18 protein-coding genes are annotated in these 15,241 nt (G+C 31.2%); 6 read left to right on the top strand and 12 right to left on the bottom strand.

From position 1 onward, the window contains the following. Window positions 1-102: 102 nt before the first annotated feature. The 6 genes from AJ884_RS09040 to map all read left to right on the top strand — a co-directional run bounded on the left by AJ884_RS09040 (window position 103) and on the right by map (window position 4,724). On the top strand, window positions 103-285 hold the full coding sequence (locus AJ884_RS09040; RefSeq protein WP_002856010.1) for a YjfB family protein: 183 nt from the start codon (window positions 103-105) through the stop codon (window positions 283-285). A 141-nt stretch (window positions 286-426) separates the two neighbouring features. After that, complete coding sequence (gene nhaA / locus AJ884_RS09045) at window positions 427-1,575, top strand: Na+/H+ antiporter NhaA (protein ID WP_032603391.1); 1,149 nt, start codon at window positions 427-429, stop codon at window positions 1,573-1,575. After that, window positions 1,572-2,741 (top strand): Na+/H+ antiporter NhaA, encoded by a 1,170-nt coding sequence (nhaA, locus tag AJ884_RS09050; RefSeq protein WP_070277993.1) that lies wholly within the window; start codon window positions 1,572-1,574, stop codon window positions 2,739-2,741. The genes nhaA (AJ884_RS09045) and nhaA (AJ884_RS09050) overlap by 4 nt, the downstream gene beginning before the upstream one ends. A gap of 8 nt (window positions 2,742-2,749) precedes the next feature. Beyond that, the gene (locus AJ884_RS09055) at window positions 2,750-3,211 is read left to right on the top strand and encodes a C40 family peptidase (RefSeq protein ID WP_002862288.1); all 462 of its coding nucleotides are present in this window, start codon (window positions 2,750-2,752) and stop codon (window positions 3,209-3,211) included. 1 nt (window position 3,212) lies between these two features. Next, window positions 3,213-3,956, top strand: coding sequence for a glutamate racemase (murI, locus tag AJ884_RS09060; protein ID WP_002862287.1), 744 nt, complete (start codon window positions 3,213-3,215; stop codon window positions 3,954-3,956). A gap of 9 nt (window positions 3,957-3,965) precedes the next feature. Continuing rightward, on the top strand, window positions 3,966-4,724 hold the full coding sequence (map, locus tag AJ884_RS09065) for a type I methionyl aminopeptidase (protein WP_002856112.1): 759 nt from the start codon (window positions 3,966-3,968) through the stop codon (window positions 4,722-4,724). Window positions 4,725-5,094: 370 nt separating this feature from the next. On the opposite strand, the gene AJ884_RS09070 is transcribed toward map, so the two are convergent. The 12 genes from AJ884_RS09070 to AJ884_RS09125 are packed head-to-tail and all read right to left on the bottom strand — an operon-like array spanning window position 5,095 to window position 15,210. Continuing rightward, window positions 5,095-5,595, bottom strand: coding sequence for a flagellar FLiS export co-chaperone (locus AJ884_RS09070; protein ID WP_070286645.1), 501 nt, complete (start codon window positions 5,593-5,595; stop codon window positions 5,095-5,097). A gap of 55 nt (window positions 5,596-5,650) precedes the next feature. Then, window positions 5,651-6,250, bottom strand: a complete 600-nt coding sequence (locus AJ884_RS09075; protein ID WP_002862285.1) for an ABC-type transport auxiliary lipoprotein family protein — start codon at window positions 6,248-6,250, stop codon at window positions 5,651-5,653. After that, the gene (locus tag AJ884_RS09080) at window positions 6,250-7,140 is read right to left on the bottom strand and encodes an MlaD family protein (RefSeq protein ID WP_002862284.1); all 891 of its coding nucleotides are present in this window, start codon (window positions 7,138-7,140) and stop codon (window positions 6,250-6,252) included. The genes AJ884_RS09075 and AJ884_RS09080 overlap by 1 nt, the downstream gene beginning before the upstream one ends. Before the next feature lie 2 nt (window positions 7,141-7,142). Then, window positions 7,143-7,865, bottom strand: coding sequence for an ABC transporter ATP-binding protein (locus tag AJ884_RS09085; RefSeq protein ID WP_002862283.1), 723 nt, complete (start codon window positions 7,863-7,865; stop codon window positions 7,143-7,145). Next, window positions 7,866-8,975 carry an ABC transporter permease gene (locus AJ884_RS09090; RefSeq protein WP_070277991.1) on the bottom strand — a complete coding sequence of 370 codons (1,110 nt, stop codon included), beginning with the start codon at window positions 8,973-8,975 and terminating at the stop codon, window positions 7,866-7,868. A 1-nt stretch (window position 8,976) separates the two neighbouring features. After that, entirely contained in the window at window positions 8,977-10,875 is a 1,899-nt protein-coding gene (tkt, locus tag AJ884_RS09095; RefSeq protein WP_070277989.1) for a transketolase, read from the bottom strand. A 9-nt stretch (window positions 10,876-10,884) separates the two neighbouring features. Further along, on the bottom strand, window positions 10,885-11,730 hold the full coding sequence (locus tag AJ884_RS09100) for a polyprenyl synthetase family protein (RefSeq protein WP_070277987.1): 846 nt from the start codon (window positions 11,728-11,730) through the stop codon (window positions 10,885-10,887). Then, window positions 11,727-12,821, bottom strand: a complete 1,095-nt coding sequence (locus tag AJ884_RS09105) for a PDZ domain-containing protein (protein ID WP_002870243.1) — start codon at window positions 12,819-12,821, stop codon at window positions 11,727-11,729. Before AJ884_RS09105 ends, AJ884_RS09100 begins: the two co-directional genes overlap by 4 nt. Continuing rightward, on the bottom strand, window positions 12,818-13,129 hold the full coding sequence (locus tag AJ884_RS09110; RefSeq protein ID WP_052949887.1) for a YbaB/EbfC family nucleoid-associated protein: 312 nt from the start codon (window positions 13,127-13,129) through the stop codon (window positions 12,818-12,820). Before AJ884_RS09110 ends, AJ884_RS09105 begins: the two co-directional genes overlap by 4 nt. A gap of 3 nt (window positions 13,130-13,132) precedes the next feature. Next, complete coding sequence (locus AJ884_RS09115; protein WP_070277984.1) at window positions 13,133-14,416, bottom strand: UDP-N-acetylmuramoyl-L-alanyl-D-glutamate--2,6-diaminopimelate ligase; 1,284 nt, start codon at window positions 14,414-14,416, stop codon at window positions 13,133-13,135. Next, on the bottom strand, window positions 14,400-14,951 hold the full coding sequence (locus AJ884_RS09120; protein ID WP_070277981.1) for a histidine kinase: 552 nt from the start codon (window positions 14,949-14,951) through the stop codon (window positions 14,400-14,402). Before AJ884_RS09120 ends, AJ884_RS09115 begins: the two co-directional genes overlap by 17 nt. Continuing rightward, window positions 14,938-15,210: a NifU family protein gene (locus AJ884_RS09125; protein ID WP_002866611.1), complete on the bottom strand. Its 273-nt coding sequence runs from the start codon at window positions 15,208-15,210 to the stop codon at window positions 14,938-14,940. Before AJ884_RS09125 ends, AJ884_RS09120 begins: the two co-directional genes overlap by 14 nt. Window positions 15,211-15,241 lie beyond the last annotated feature (31 nt).

A 15,241-nucleotide genomic window follows, 5' to 3' on the forward strand; every position in this document is an offset into this window, starting at 1 on the left:
TTTCCTTGAAAAATTTTAAAAAGTTTAGTAAAAAATATTAAGTTTTAAAAATATCATCCGATTTAAATAAAGTCTTAAGACTCAATCTAAAAGGAGGATGATATGGTTTCAGATGTTTCTATGGGTAATGCTAATTTAATGACTGCTGTTAATACTTCAGTTTTGAAAAAATCTATGGACACAAACGAGGCATTGATGAATGAACTCATCGAAGGTATGGAAGGTGTCTCTCAAGCCTCCGCTCCACAAGTTTCTAGCTCTAGTGGTTTGGATATTTACGCTTAAATATCTTAAGAACAAGCTTAAGAACTTGTTGGTATCTTGAGCTTGTTTTTTTAAATAATTATTTCTTTAGTATTTTTTCGTTATAATTTTGCCATTTTATTTATCGTATTAAATTTTTATAATATTTATTTAGGAGCAAGGATGCAAATGATAAAGAAGATGGTTTTAAGTGAAACTTTCCCTGGTATTTTGCTTATATTTTTTACATTTTTAGCCTTATTATGTAAAAATTCTTCTTTAAGTGTTATTTATACAGATTTTTTTCATGCTAATTTTACAGTAGGATTTGATCATTTTCAAATTTCAAAGTCGTTGGATTTATGGATAAATGATGGTTTGATAGCTATATTTTTTCTATGTATAGGGCTTGAGTTAAAATATGAAATTTTACGCGGACAGCTTAAAAATATAAGAGCTGTGTCTTTACCTATATTTGGAGCTTTTGGGGGTATGATTACTCCTGCTTTAATTTTTGCTACTATTAATTATTCCCATGATTTTGCTATGAAAGGTTGGGCAATACCTACAGCAACTGATATAGCTTTTGCAGTAGGCATTTTGATGCTTTTAGGAAATAAAATTCCTACAAGTTTAAAGCTTTTTTTACTTTCTTTAGCTATTTTTGATGATTTGGGCGCTATTGTTATTATTGCTTTATTTTATACAGATCAGCTTTCAGCTTTGGCGATTATTATTTGTTTGTTTTGTATATTTGCTCTGCTTTTGTTAAATTATTATCACATCACCCATCTTTCTTTGTATGTGTTAGTAGGTGTTGTATTGTGGATAGCTATGCTTAAAAGTGGAGTACATGCGACTTTGGCTGGTGTGATTATTTCTTTATTTATACCGCTTGATACAAAAAATAAAAAACCTTATTTGCATGAAGTTCTTAAGGATTTAAATCCTTGGGTGGTTTATTTTATCTTGCCTTTATTTGCTTTTGCTAATGCTGGGATTGATATCAGAGATATGCATCTTGGTTCAGTATTTTCACCTGTAAGCCTTGGAATTATTCTAGGATTATTTTTAGGAAAGCAACTAGGTGTTTTTACTTTTTGTTTTATTGCTATCAAACTTAAGCTTGCAAAACTACCTGAAAATATTAAATATGGAAAATTTTATGGTATATGTATTTTAACAGGCATTGGTTTTACGATGAGCTTATTTATTGATGGTTTGGCCTATAAAAATAGTGATATTTTTGAACATGCGGATAAACTTGCTATTTTAATAGCTAGTTTTTTAAGTGCCATTGTTGGTTTTATTTATCTTAAGATTGTTAAATGAATAATATAGTACATAAATTAAAAACTTTAGTTTTAAATGAGGCTTTTGGTGGTGTTTTACTTATAGTTTGTACTTTGCTTGCTTTGCTTGTGCAAAATGGATCTTTTAGCGAACATTATCGAGAATTTCTAAATTTAAAAGTCGGATTTAGTGTAGGTGAATTTGAGCTTAATAAACCTTTTTTGCTTTGGATAAATGATGGGCTTATATCTATATTTTTCTTTGCTATAGGGCTTGAGCTTAAGAAGGAATTTTTGCATGGGGATTTTAAAAATCCTAAAAATATTGTTTTACCTTTTATGGCTGCTTTAGGGGGTATACTTATACCAGCAATGTTGTTTGCTTTGGTGAATATAGGAGATGCTTATACCTTAAAAGGTTGGGCTATACCTACAGCTACAGATACAGCGTTTGCCTTAGCGATTTTAATGATGTGTGGTAAGCATATTCCATCAAGTTTAAAAATTTTCTTACTTTCTTTGGCTATTTTTGATGATGTGGGTGCTATTTTAATTATAGCTATTTTTTATACGACAAAATTATCAATAGTTGCTTTTGTCGTTGCAGGAATTGCTATTTTGGTAATGCTTGTTTTAAATATTTTAGGAATAACAAGAAAGTCTTTTTATTTTATTTGCTCAGTTATTCTTTGGATTAGTGTTTTAAAAAGTGGTGTGCATGCAACTTTGGCTGGAATCATAACAGCGTTTTTTATACCGATGCAAACTAAAAATGGAGAAGCATTTTTAGAAGAAATTTATGAAAGTCTAAAATTTTGGCTCACTTTTGTTATCTTGCCTTTATTTGCTTTTGCTAACGCTGGGGTAAATTTATCCAATATCGATATGGGAGCAATTTTTTCAGGTGTAAGTATAGGTATTTTCTTGGGGCTTTTTGTGGGTAAACAAGTGGGTGTATTTTTGTTTTCTTATTTGGCAATCCGCTTTAAATTTGCAGCCTTGCCCCAAGGTTCAAATTTGAAACAACTTTATGGGGTTTGTATACTTACAGGTATTGGTTTTACAATGAGTTTGTTTATCGATGGCTTGGCGTATGAAGTCAGTGATATTTTTAATTATGCAGATAATTTAGCTATTCTTATAGCTTCATTTTGTTCTGGGATTTGGGGTTTTATTTATCTTAAATTCTTTGCTACTCGATCTTAAGGGGACTGATGAGGCATATTTTTTTCATCATCACGATTGTATTCTTTATAAGTGGATGTAGTTTTTATCAGAATTTAAACTATACTCGTCCGATTTATAATACAAATAAAGAAACAAAACTTAAAACTATAGCAAATGAATGGAAAAAAACTCCTTATGTTTTAGGTGGAACTACTAAAAAAGGTGCTGATTGTTCAGGATTTACACAGAGTGCATTAGCTCAGCTTAATATACGCATACCTCGCACTACAAAAACTCAATTAGGTTCTGGGAGAAAAGTTTCTAAATCAAAATTGCAAACAGGAGATTTGGTATTTTTTAAGACAGGTAGAGGGCCAAATGGTATGCATGTTGGTATTTATACGAGCAAGGGAAAATTTATACATTTATCTACTAAAGGTGGAGTAAAAGAAGTCGAGTTAAATAGTTCTTATTGGAAGGCTCGTTATATAGGAGCAAGAAGGTATTAAAGTGAAAATAGGTGTATTTGATAGCGGAGTAGGGGGGCTTAGTGTTTTAAAATCTCTTTATGAAGCTAGACTGTTTGATGAAATTATCTATTATGGAGATACCGCAAGAGTTCCTTATGGGGTGAAAGATAAAGATACTATTATAAAGTTCTGTCTTGAAGCATTGGAATTTTTTGAACAATTCCAAATTGATATGCTTATCATTGCATGTAATACTGCTAGTGCTTATGCTTTAGATGCTTTAAAAGCAAAAGCACATTTTCCAGTATATGGTGTAATTGATGCAGGGGTTGAAGCAACGATAAAAGCTTTACATGATAAAAATAAAGAAATTTTAGTCATTGCAACAAAAGCAACCATTAAATCAGAAGAATACCAAAAGCGTTTATTATTTCAAGGATATACAAATATAAATGCTTTAGCTACAGGGCTTTTTGTGCCTATGGTTGAAGAAGGTATTTTTGAAGGAGATTTTTTGCAAAGTGCTATGGAGTATTATTTTAAAAATATCACAACTCCAGATGCTTTGATACTCGCTTGTACTCATTTCCCTTTACTAGGTCGTTCTTTAAGTAAGTATTTTGGCGATAAAACAAAATTAATTCATTCAGGAGATGCTATAGTTGAATTTCTTAAAGAAAGAGAAAATATAGATTTGAAAAATCATAAAGCAAGATTGCATTTTTATGCTTCAAGCGATGTTGAATCTTTAAAAAATACTGCTAAAATTTGGCTAAATTTATAAGGAAATAAAATGATAGAATTGAAAAAACCAGATGAAATAGAAAAGTTAAGAATAGCAAATCAAATTGTAGCAAAAACTTTAAATTTTTTAGAGAATGAAATTAAAATAGGAATGAGCTTAAAACAAATCGATAAAATGGCAGAAGATTATATTTTAAGCCTTGGCGCCAAGCCATCATTTAAGGGACTTTATGGTTTTCCAGGTGCCATTTGCACATCTTTAAATCAAGTTTGTATCCATGGAATTCCAGATGATAAAATTATCAAAGAGGGTGATATTTTAGGTCTTGATGTGGGAAGTTTGATTGATGGGTATTATGGGGATGCAGCAAGAACTATTGCTATAGGAGAAGTTTCACCCACTGATAAAGCTTTAATCTCTTGTGCTAAAGACGCGTTATATCATGCTATAGATATTATTCATGATGGAATGCGTTTTAAGGAACTTTCAGCTGCTTTAGGCGAATTTATCCATGCAAGAGGTTTTGTCCCGCTTCGTGGATATTGTGGACATGGTATAGGACGAAAGCCCCATGGAGAGCCTGAAATTTTAAATTATTTAGAAAAAGGTGCGAGTGCAAAAAGTGGCCCTAAAATTAAAAATGGAATGGTGTTTTGCATAGAGCCTATGATATGCCAAAAAGATGGAACACCAAAGCATTATAATGGAAAATGGGATGCTGGAAGTATTGATGGGCTTAATGCGGCTCATTATGAACATTGTGTTGCTGTGATTAATGGGCGTGCTGAAATTCTTTCTATGATATGATATTAAATTATAAAAATAATATTTTTTTCTTAAAATTCTAAAAATTTAAAATTTTTTAAATAATATTGTAGTAATATTCTTTAATAATTTAAGTTACTAAATGATATTTTTATAGCAGATTAAGTGTTTTTAGAATAAAATGTCACATCGTATTAAACTAAAACATAAATATGGTTTAGATAATTTAATAAAAATTGTTAAATTATCTAAATATTTATTTTAGTTTAAAGAGATCTTTTAAGATCTCGTTTGGGTTAGGCTATTTCCCTCCCCCTTTTTATTCGTAGCCTAACTCTCTTTTAGAGTTTGGAAAATCTCTTTAAGCTAAAATATATTATATTTGCTTAAAGAGAACAAATGATTACTATTCTTATTTAAATAAATTTTTAAAATCCATTGTAGAGTTATAAATTCCAGCATTATCCACAGTTTCGCCCATGGTGATTGCGGTTGCTAACTCTGATAGAATGATTTTTATTTCATCTCTTTTATCTTGTATATAGGCTAATACACCTTCGTAATTACTTGTTTGAAGAATTAAAAGTGGATTAGCAATTTCAAATTCAAAAAGTTTTTTACCAACATAAACATTGAAAATATTTCCAAAAAGGGCTGTTCCCATGAAAGAGCAGTTTTGTATAAGTTGTGATGCTGTGGCATCAAGAGTTCTTTTTTGCATATCATCTGAATTTTCATCTATTCTTTCTAGAATGCTTTTTTCTATTTTTTTTAAAGACATATCAAGTACTTGAAGTGCTCCTATAAAATCATTTGCATCATTGATTTGAGAGCAAATTTGATTTGTTTTAAATTCATTCACGCTTTGAATTTCGCCTAAGTGTTTTTTAAATATATCTAAATCACTTTTCATTGTTTACCTTTCAAAAATATTGCTAAATATTTAAAAAGCAAAAAGTGTTCCTAAATTAGGATAAATTAGAATTTACCCAAAAAACAATCTCATTTCCAATTTTATTTAAGGCTTTTTGAAAAGCATTATAAGTAGAGCGGATATCTTTTTTTTCTATTTTTTCTTTAGTATTGAAAATTTTATGAGCTATTATTTGATTGTTTTCAAGATTTATGAAATTTACGCTTATAGAAATTTGAGCGTAGTTTTCATTGTTGTTAAGAATTTGTTCAAAAGAGTTAATCCTGCTTTCAAGGGCATAATCCGCATTTAAAGAGCTTGTTGAAGAAAGTAAGGTTGTAAAAATATTGCTTTGTTCAAATTTTGATAAAATTAAAAAAGAATAAAGATTGCTTGGTAAGTCTCCCCAGAAATAATGTGCGTATTTGTTGCTAAAACCATTATCTATATAAACAATAGCTCGCGAGTTTAAATACCAAGGTGCATTTGCATTGCGAATTTTAAGAATTTTACCGGTTTTTTTAAAAAAAATATTTGAGTCTATTCCTTCATCTTTTAATATGATATTTTCATTTTTGTTGATGGTTTCGTGTCTTAAAGAGCATCCGCATAATATAAAAATAAAAGTCAAAATATAGAATAATTGCTTTAGCATTATTTTTCTCCTGGTCCTAGTTTAGGTTTAGTTTCTTTAAAAATCAAATCAGCAGGGCTGTTTTGTAAATTTTCTATTAGAATATTGCTTTCAATTAAAATTCGTTTAAAAAGCTCTAAATTTTGCATCAAAGATGCTTTAATATCATCATAAGTGTTTAATTTTTCATCAGCTTTTTTTATGAAATTTTTTAAAATCATCGTGCTTTCTTTTATGTCTTTAAGACTGGAGTTGAAATTTTGCGCACTAAGGCTTATATTATCAGCCATTTTTCCTATTTTTAAACTTGTGTTTGAAAGATTAAGGCTTAAATTTTTAGAATTAGCATTTAAATTTGCACTTAATTCTGCTAGATTTTGCAAAAAGATTTCTAGATTTTTAAGATTTTTTTCGCTTAAAAGTTCTTTTGATTTATCATCGGCCGTTTTAACCAAAGAAAAAATATGTTCACTTTGTCTGTCTATGGTTGCTAAAAAACTTTCTTTAAAAGGAATGACTGGAAGTTTTCCCTGTATAGATACTAAATCTTTGCTATTTTTGCTTCCGCCTTGAAGTTGGACAAATTTAAGTCCTGTGATACCTTGAAGTTGCAAAGTAGCAAAGGTGTCTTCTTTTATAGGGGTATTGTTTTTGACCTTAATGCGTATGTTAACGCCGAGTTCATCTTGATTGTAAATGCTGATTTCTTCTACGCTACCTACTTCCACGCCCAAAAGCCTTACGGGTGCTTTTATGCCAAGTCCTGCAACGGATTCTTGCGTGTGAATTTCATAATACTTAAAACTTTCTTCTTTAGAGTATCCACCAAGCCAAAGTATGAAACCAAGACTTGCAAAAAACACTCCAAAAACAAAAAGTCCTACAAAAAAATAATTTGCTCTATTTTCCACTTTTACTCCATAAATCTTTTAAAAAGTCGTTCATTTTGCAGGCGTAATTCTTCATAAGTACCGCAAAATCCAACTTTTTTATTTTCTAAAATGATAAAGCGATCGAGTAAATTTTTCATACTTTCTTTATCATGTGTAACCAAAATGATATTTAAATCAAAACTTTTTTTTAATTCTAAAACCAAATCGTCAAATTCGCGACTACTATGAGGGTCAAGTCCTGAGGTAGGTTCATCTAAAAAAAGTAACTTACTATCAAGTGCTAAAGCTCTAGCAATTGCCACTCTTTTTTGCATACCACCACTAAGTTCGCTTGGAAATTGTTTTAAAACACTTTCGTTTAAACCTACCATTTTTAGCTTCATTAAAACCAGTTCTTGTATGCTATTTTCATCTAAATGAGTGTATTCTTTTAAAGGAATGGCTATATTTTCATAAACATTAAAAAAGCTAAAAAGTGCAGCAAACTGAAAAACCACACCCCATTTTTTACGCAAAGCAAGTGCATCTTCTTCGTTGATATTTTTAAGTTTATAACCTAAAATTTCATATTCTCCACCATCAAAATGTTCAAGCATAAGCATTTGTTTTAAAAGGACGGATTTTCCACTTCCACTACCTCCTAAAATACCAAAAATTTCGTTTTTTTTGATTTCAAAACTTACGCCATCATGGACGATTTTTTCTCCAAATTTTGTAATGATATTTTGTGCTTTAATAACCATTTAAATTCCTGCAGAAGTTAGAATAACAGAGAATAAAGCATCAAAAGCTATCACCCAAAAAATAGCATTTACAACGCTTTTTGTGGTATAAATTCCTATGCTTTGTGTAGTGTTTTTTACCTCAAAACCACGAAAACAAGCAATAAGCCCTATTAAAAATCCAAAAATAGGTGCTTTTACAAGTCCTATAAAGATATGTTTTATATCTACAGCTTCTCTAAAGCGTCTTAAAAATTCGGCAAAAGAAATATCAAGATTTAATTTTGCAACCATCATTCCACCTATAATACTGATTGCATCGCTAATGGCAACGATTAAAGGCATAGCCACTACCAAAGCCATAACACGTGGAATAATAATAAATTCAAAAGAACGAAAACCCATAGTATTCATAGCTGCAATTTCATCAGTAATTTTCATCACTCCAATTTGTGCGGTATAAGAGCTTGCACTTCTTCCTGCGATCACTATGGCGGCGATTAAAGGTGCAAGTTCTCTAGTGGCTGAAATTCCCATCAAATCTACTATGAAAATATTGGCTCCAAATTGTGCGAGTTGATAAGCGGCCTGATAGGCTAAAACCACTCCTACTAAAAGAGCAGTTAAAATAACTATAGGCAAGGCTTTAAAAGCAGAATTTTCTATATGATATAAAAAAGCAATAAAGCGAAAATTTTTAGGATTTTTAAGGCATAAAAAAAGACTTGTGGAAAAAGCTCCTGTGAAATTGATGAATTTTCTTAAAATTTTTAAAAGTTCTAAACTTAATTTTCCAAGATCGATAAAGTATTCACTGAAATTTTTATGTGATTTTTTTGTTTTGCTTAGTCTTTGGTAGTTTTTTTCACAAAGTTCAAAAAGGGTTTGAAAGCGTGAATTTAAGCCTTCTTTGGTGATTTTAATATTTTTATCTTTAAGGTCATTTTCCAAAGCAAGGAAAAATCTCACTCCAGCGGTATCGATTGCTTTTAGATCTTTAAAATCAAAAATCACTTCCTTGCTTTGAATCAAAGCTAAAAAATCTTTTATTTTTAACTTATAAATACTTGTTTTATCCCAAATTCCAAAGATAAAAAGAGTGTTATTTTGAAATTTGAAATTTGTATTCATTTTATTTGCTAAGGATAAAATTTACAAGCTTTGAAACGCTAAAGCCAAAGTGTTCAAAAACATCCTTGTCTTTGCCACTTTCTCCAAAACTTTCTATACCATACACTTTATGGCAAAATTTATAAAGTTCATTAGAATGCGCTGCTTCAACACCTATAACTTCACCTTTTAACAATCTTTCTTGATAAGCTTTATCTTGTTTTTCAAAAAGTTCAAAACAAGGCATGGAAACAACATTACAAGCAAAACCTTGTTTTTCTAGTTCGTTTGCACTTTCTAAACAAAGCCAAACTTCACTTCCGCTCGCTAAAAGTGTAAATTTAGCATCTTTGCTTTCTTTAAGTAAATATGCTCCGTTTTTTACATCTCCAAAAACGGGTTCATTTAGAGCTTTGAGTTTTTGGCGTGAAAGCACAAAAGCACTTGGAATACCTTCATTTAAGGCTATTTGCCAAGCTTTGACATTTTCCACTCCATCAGCAGGTCTAAAGGTTAAAAAATTTGGCATAGCTCTAAAAGTGCTAAGTTGTTCTATAGGTTGGTGTGTTGGTCCATCTTCGCCCACACCTATGCTATCGTGTGTGAAAATGAAAAAATGTTTGATTTTCATTAGGGCTGCTATTCTTGCGGCAGGTTTTAAGTACTCGCTAAAGATGAAAAAAGTTGCCGAAAATGGTAAGAAAATTCCATATCTTGCAAAAGCATTGTTAATCGCTGCCATAGCGTGTTCTCTGATGCCAAAATGGATATTTTTACCTTCTATAAAGTCTCCCATACCGTGAAGTTCTGTTTTATTTGAAGGGCCTAAATCCGCACTTCCACCTAAAAATCCTTCTAAATTTTTAGCTAAAACATTTAAAATTTCACCATTGCTATCTCTTGTAGCAAGATCTTTTCCTTTAAAATCAGGATAAGCTATCTTGCTAAAATCAGGGTTTAATAGCCTTTCTAAAAGTTCTTTTTTACCACTTTTTTCAAGTTTATCTTTCCATTTTGCTTCTTCTAAATCCCCAAGTTCTACAGCACTTTCAAAGCGGATTTTGCTTGCTTGTGGGATATGAAAACTGATATTTGGAACAAAACCTGCTTGTTCTTTGGCTTTTTTAATCACTTCTTCGCCCAAAGGTGCACCATGGCTTTTATGACTGCCTTCAAGCTCTCCTGCACCCTTTGCTATAGTTGTTTTTGCGATGATAAGACAAGGTTTTGTGGATTTTTTAGCTTGTTCTAAGGCTTTATTGATTTCTTCGTAATTGTGTCCATTTATACTTAAAACTTCAAATCCTTGTGCTTCAAAACGCATTTTTACATTTTCATTAAAGGCTAAACCTACATCGCCTTCTATGGAGATATTGTTGCTATCGTAAATAAGTATGAAATTATCAAGTTTGTGAAGTCCTGCTAAAGAACAAGCTTCATAAGAAATGCCTTCTTGTAAATCCCCATCTCCGCAAAGACAATAAATTTTATGATCGATTAAATCACTACCTAGCAAATTTTGTGCTTTTTTTGCTGCCATAGCAAAGCCTACGGCATTGGCAACGCCTTGCCCTAAAGGGCCTGTAGCGATTTCTACTCCAAGAGTTGAAATTTCAGGGTGTCCAGGGGTTTTAGCATGAAGTTGGCGGAAATTTTTAAGATCTTCCAAGCTTAAATCATAGCCACTTAAATGTAAAAAACTATAAAGCAAAGCACTTGCATGTCCACCTGAAAATATAAGTCTATCACGGTTTAGCCAAGTGGGATTTTTAGGATTGTGCTTTAAATGATAACTTAAAACACTTAAAATATCTGCTAAGCCCAAAGGTGCACCTGGGTGTCCTGAGTTTGCTTTTTGCACCATATCGGCACTTAAAAATCTTAGAGTATTTGCCTGTTCTTGTAAAATTTGAATGTCCATTTTTTGCCTTTATAAGTATTGAATTATTAAATTTTGTATCATTTGTGCGAGTTTTTCATTAAGTTTTTCTAAGTCTTGTTCGCATTCACTAAGAAGATTTTCTTTTGTTTTTATGGCTTGTTCAAGTCCAAGCAAATTGACAAAAGAATTTTTATGAATATCGTTGTTAGTAGGCTTTCCGCTTTGTTCTTGACTTGTAGTTACATCGATAATATCATCATTGATTTGAAAAATCAGTCCTAGTTTTAAACCAAGTTTGTAAATTTGATTGCTTTCTTCGTTGTTAAGTTCGCAAATTTCACAACCCATTTTTAAAGCTGCAGCGATTAATCTTGCGGTTTTGTGTGTATGTAAAAACTCAAGTTCATTTAAACTCAGTCTTTTGTCTTCAAAAAAACAATCAATAGCTTGTCCTATAACCATTCCATTAAGTCCTGCATTAAAGGCAAGGGTTTTTATGAGTTTGATTTTGATTTCATCTTTTAAATGAGCATGACTTAGAGCTAAAAAAGCTTCAGTATTTAAAGCATCGCCCACTAAGATGGCTGTAGTTTCATCGTAGCTTTTGTGTAAGGTTGGAATTCCTCGTCTAAAGTCCGCATTATCCATAGCGGGTAAATCATCGTGTATGAGTGAATAAGTATGGATAAATTCCAAAGCTAAAGCCACATCTAAAGCTTGATTTAAAAGTTCAGGTTTATTGCTTTGTACTACGCTTAAAAGCAATTGTGCACGAAAATGCTTTCCTCCTGCTTTTAGCATAAGGGCTAAAGCTTCATTAAAAAAAGGATGAAAGCTTTCAACCTTAGGTAGATTTTTTTCTAAGTGATGGATAAAAAGTTCTTTTAAATTCACTTAGTAAGCCTTATGAAAAATTGAAATTTACCATCGCCACCTGAGTTGGCATTTCCGCCTAGTTCATTGTTGAAATTTGATAAAGGTAATTTAGTACTTTTGCGTTCAATTAAGATGCTAAAGTCATTACCAGCGCTTAAAATATTTTGTAATTCTTTAAAATTATTTAAAATAATATTATTAACGCGTAAAATTTTATCTCCTACCATAAATCCTGCATTTGATGCTTTTGATTTTGGATCTATTTTGGTTACAACAAGACTAGTATTAACCGTTAAACCAAGATTGCTTGTGAAATTTGTAATTTTTGGTTTTGGTTTAGAATCAGGAAGGTTAAATTTGCTCAAATCTTTTGCAAAAACTTCAGTAGAAATATTTAAATCCATATTATCACGCAACACTTGAAAATAAAGAGTGCTTCCGCGATCTGCAAAAAGAATTTTTTCATTGAGTTTTCTTAAATCATTGGCGGGCAAGCCATCAACACTTATAACTTGATCGTTGATTAAAAATTGTGGATTTTTTCTTACATTGTTAACATAAATTTTATTTTCTCGAACAACAAAATCAACGCCAATATCCCCCCAATAAACATCGTTATATTTCATAAAATGTTTTAAATAGCGATTGCCTATAAAAGAGCTATTATTTAAAGCAATCCCCATCATTTCACAGCATGGAGTCCCTAAAAGTCCTATTTTAGAATTAAAATCAAGTTGATCTTTTTCATCAATATTTTGAGCTAAATACTTAATATGTCCTATATAAGGTTTATTAGGATCCCAAATTCCAACCCAATCATTACGAGTAAGTTTTTCTTCATCACCCATAGGAGTAGGGATTAGGCTAAAGTCAGTTCTTACAAGATATAAATTTAAAAATGGATCGTATTTTACATATTTATTAAGCTTAGCATTAGGTTGTTTTAATACAGCAAGTAAATTTTCACTGAGTGCAAAAGCTGGCATTCCTTCATAGTTGAGCATGCTTGCCTTATTTCTTTCATAACCTGCTAAAAAATCTTCAAATTTAGGTCTTTCTATACCAAAAGACAAAGTAAAAAGCATGCAAATAATTAAAATTTTTTTCATAATTTCATACCTCCAAAACCGCCTAAAACATCATTCGCCATATTGGAACGATTTTGCGCAACCATAGCCAAAACATCATTAATTGCAGAAATAAGTAAAATTTGCAAGGACTCTTTATCTTCAAGTAAAGAATCATCAATGCTAACATCGATAATCTCGCCTTTTCCATTGGCGCTTACTTTAACAAGTCCTGCTCCACTTTTGGCGCTAAATTCACGATTTGCAAGTTCTAATTCTATATTTTTTGCTTTTTCTTGAACTTGATTTAAAAGTTCTCCCATTTTAGAAAAATCCATATTTTCAAACATTGATTATCCTTGATTTTTTAAAATTTCATTAACAACTACTTTATCGCTAAAAGGATATTTTATCCCTTTAATTTCTTGAGTAGTTTCATCACCTTTGCCTAAAATAACGACTAAATCGTCATTTTCTTTTAGTTCTAAAGCTTTTTTTATGGCTTCTTTTCTATCTTCTATCACTAAAACTTTTTCTTTTTTAGCGAAGCCTGATAAAATTTCTTCCATGATGGTTTTTGGTTCTTCGCTGCGTGGATTATCACTTGTAATGATAGCAATTTTTGCAAAATGTTCGACGATTTTTCCCATTAAAGGGCGTTTGGTTTTATCTCTATCTCCACCTGCTCCAAAAACAACGATGAGCTTTTTATTTTTAAGAGTGTCAAGCACTTTTTCAATGCCATCAGGCGTATGAGCAAAATCCACAATCACGCCTTTTGCTACTTGTTCTACCCTGCCACAAACCCCGCCAAATCCACTGATAGCATTTTCCAAGTCTTTTAAATCAGGCTTTACGAGTTCATTCACACAAGCACTAGCAACTAGAAGATTGTAAAGATTAAAAAGTCCTAGCAAGGGCGAGTCTATGTGAAAAGTTTGATTTTTATTTGTTACAATAGCGCTAATACCTTCTTCTAAAGAATAAGCTTTGATTTGATATAAAGCAGGATTTTCTATGCCATAAGTAAAAGCGTTACGCACATTAAATTTAATAGCCAAAGCATCTTTGTTGATAAATTTTAAACTCTCATCTGTAAAAAAAAGTTCTTTTGCTTCTTTGTAATTTTCAAAAGTACCGTGAAAATCTAAATGATCTTGAGTGATATTGGTAAAAATTTTAGCAGCAAAATTTAAGCCTTCGATACGGTTTTGAACGAGTGCGTGTGAGCTTACTTCCATGATGAAAAAATCACATTTTTTTTGAGTGGCTATTTGTAGGTACTCTAAGGTTTTAAGAATAGGGGAGGTGGTTAAGGATTTTTCATCAACTTGTTCATCGTTGATAAAAGCTCCTCTTGTCCCGCAAAGCCCGCATTTATAACCTAAATCCAATAAGATAGAATAAATCGCTGCTGCGGTTGTGGTTTTGCCATTGGTTCCTGTGATTCCTATGATTTGAATCTTTTCATCGATTTTTAAAAGTTTTTTACACTCATTTACATCAATAATTTTTGCACCTTTTTCTAAGGCTTGAGCGTGAAATTTAGTATTTTGTGTGGTTTGTAAAAAAAAGCATTCTTTTTCGCACTCTAAGGTATTATCTGTAATGAATGAATTTTCAAGTTTTAATTTCACTTTTAAATCCTATGAGTTTTTCTTGGAGTTTGATAAATCTATCATTTGCCCAAAAATGAGGCATAACATTTTCTATATAATTTAAAGTCATATCTTTATAGCCATTATCAAGTAATTTTTCCAAAAAATCTAAAAAATCATCACGATTATCAATAACTAATTTAGTGCTATTAATGATATTTTCAAAACTTTTTTGAAAGCCAAGTTCTTCTTCGCTTTTTAAAAAATCTTGATAATTTAACGCATGCCCATCTTCAAATTCGTTTTCTTGTTCGTTTTCTTGTTTTTTAAATTCAATTGTACTTAAAATTTCTTCTAAGTCTTTATCAATGCTAGAGATTTTGTAATGTTCTATATAAAAATCAAAAAGTAAAGAAGCTTCTTTAGGAGATTTTAAAGCAAGATCGCAAAGGCAGATAAAATTTAGCAAGCGTTTATTTTTGCGTTTTTCATAGGCCATAGAAAAATACATTTTTGCAGTTTTAAAATCTTTTTTGTAAAAATGTTCAATTCCAAGTTTTTTATAATTTTGCAAATTCGTCTGCTCCGCCGTTTAAATTGATTATAGTGATTTCTGGATGAATATCAATCTTAAGTTGCCTTTCAAGACCGTATTTTAGTGTCGTTCCACTTGATGCACAACCTTTGCAAGCTCCTATTAAATGGACATAAACAACCCCATTTTTAATCCCTAAAAATTCAAGCCCTCCGCCATCACGTTCAAGCATAGGCAAGCTCTTTTCTAAACTTGCTTTAACAGGATTTATAAGCTCTTCATCACTAAAAGGCATCATAATTTATCCTTAAAAATTTTTATATACTTTA

It is taken from the genome of Campylobacter sp. BCW_6463 (genome assembly GCF_001762785.1).
Lineage (GTDB): Bacteria > Campylobacterota > Campylobacteria > Campylobacterales > Campylobacteraceae > Campylobacter_D > Campylobacter_D jejuni.

Coding starts and splice junctions, on each gene's coding strand:
- AJ884_RS09040 (WP_002856010.1), top strand. CDS start 103: ATGGTTTCAGATGTTTCTATGGGTAATGCTAATTTAATGACTGCTGTT.
- nhaA (WP_032603391.1), top strand. CDS start 427: ATGCAAATGATAAAGAAGATGGTTTTAAGTGAAACTTTCCCTGGTATT.
- nhaA (WP_070277993.1), top strand. CDS start 1,572: ATGAATAATATAGTACATAAATTAAAAACTTTAGTTTTAAATGAGGCT.
- AJ884_RS09055 (WP_002862288.1), top strand. CDS start 2,750: ATGAGGCATATTTTTTTCATCATCACGATTGTATTCTTTATAAGTGGA.
- map (WP_002856112.1), top strand. CDS start 3,966: ATGATAGAATTGAAAAAACCAGATGAAATAGAAAAGTTAAGAATAGCA.
- AJ884_RS09070 (WP_070286645.1), bottom strand. CDS start 5,595: ATGAAAAGTGATTTAGATATATTTAAAAAACACTTAGGCGAAATTCAA.
- AJ884_RS09075 (WP_002862285.1), bottom strand. CDS start 6,250: ATGCTAAAGCAATTATTCTATATTTTGACTTTTATTTTTATATTATGC.
- AJ884_RS09085 (WP_002862283.1), bottom strand. CDS start 7,865: ATGGTTATTAAAGCACAAAATATCATTACAAAATTTGGAGAAAAAATC.
- AJ884_RS09090 (WP_070277991.1), bottom strand. CDS start 8,975: ATGAATACAAATTTCAAATTTCAAAATAACACTCTTTTTATCTTTGGA.
- tkt (WP_070277989.1), bottom strand. CDS start 10,875: ATGGACATTCAAATTTTACAAGAACAGGCAAATACTCTAAGATTTTTA.
- AJ884_RS09105 (WP_002870243.1), bottom strand. CDS start 12,821: ATGAAAAAAATTTTAATTATTTGCATGCTTTTTACTTTGTCTTTTGGT.
- AJ884_RS09110 (WP_052949887.1), bottom strand. CDS start 13,129: ATGTTTGAAAATATGGATTTTTCTAAAATGGGAGAACTTTTAAATCAA.
- AJ884_RS09125 (WP_002866611.1), bottom strand. CDS start 15,210: ATGATGCCTTTTAGTGATGAAGAGCTTATAAATCCTGTTAAAGCAAGT.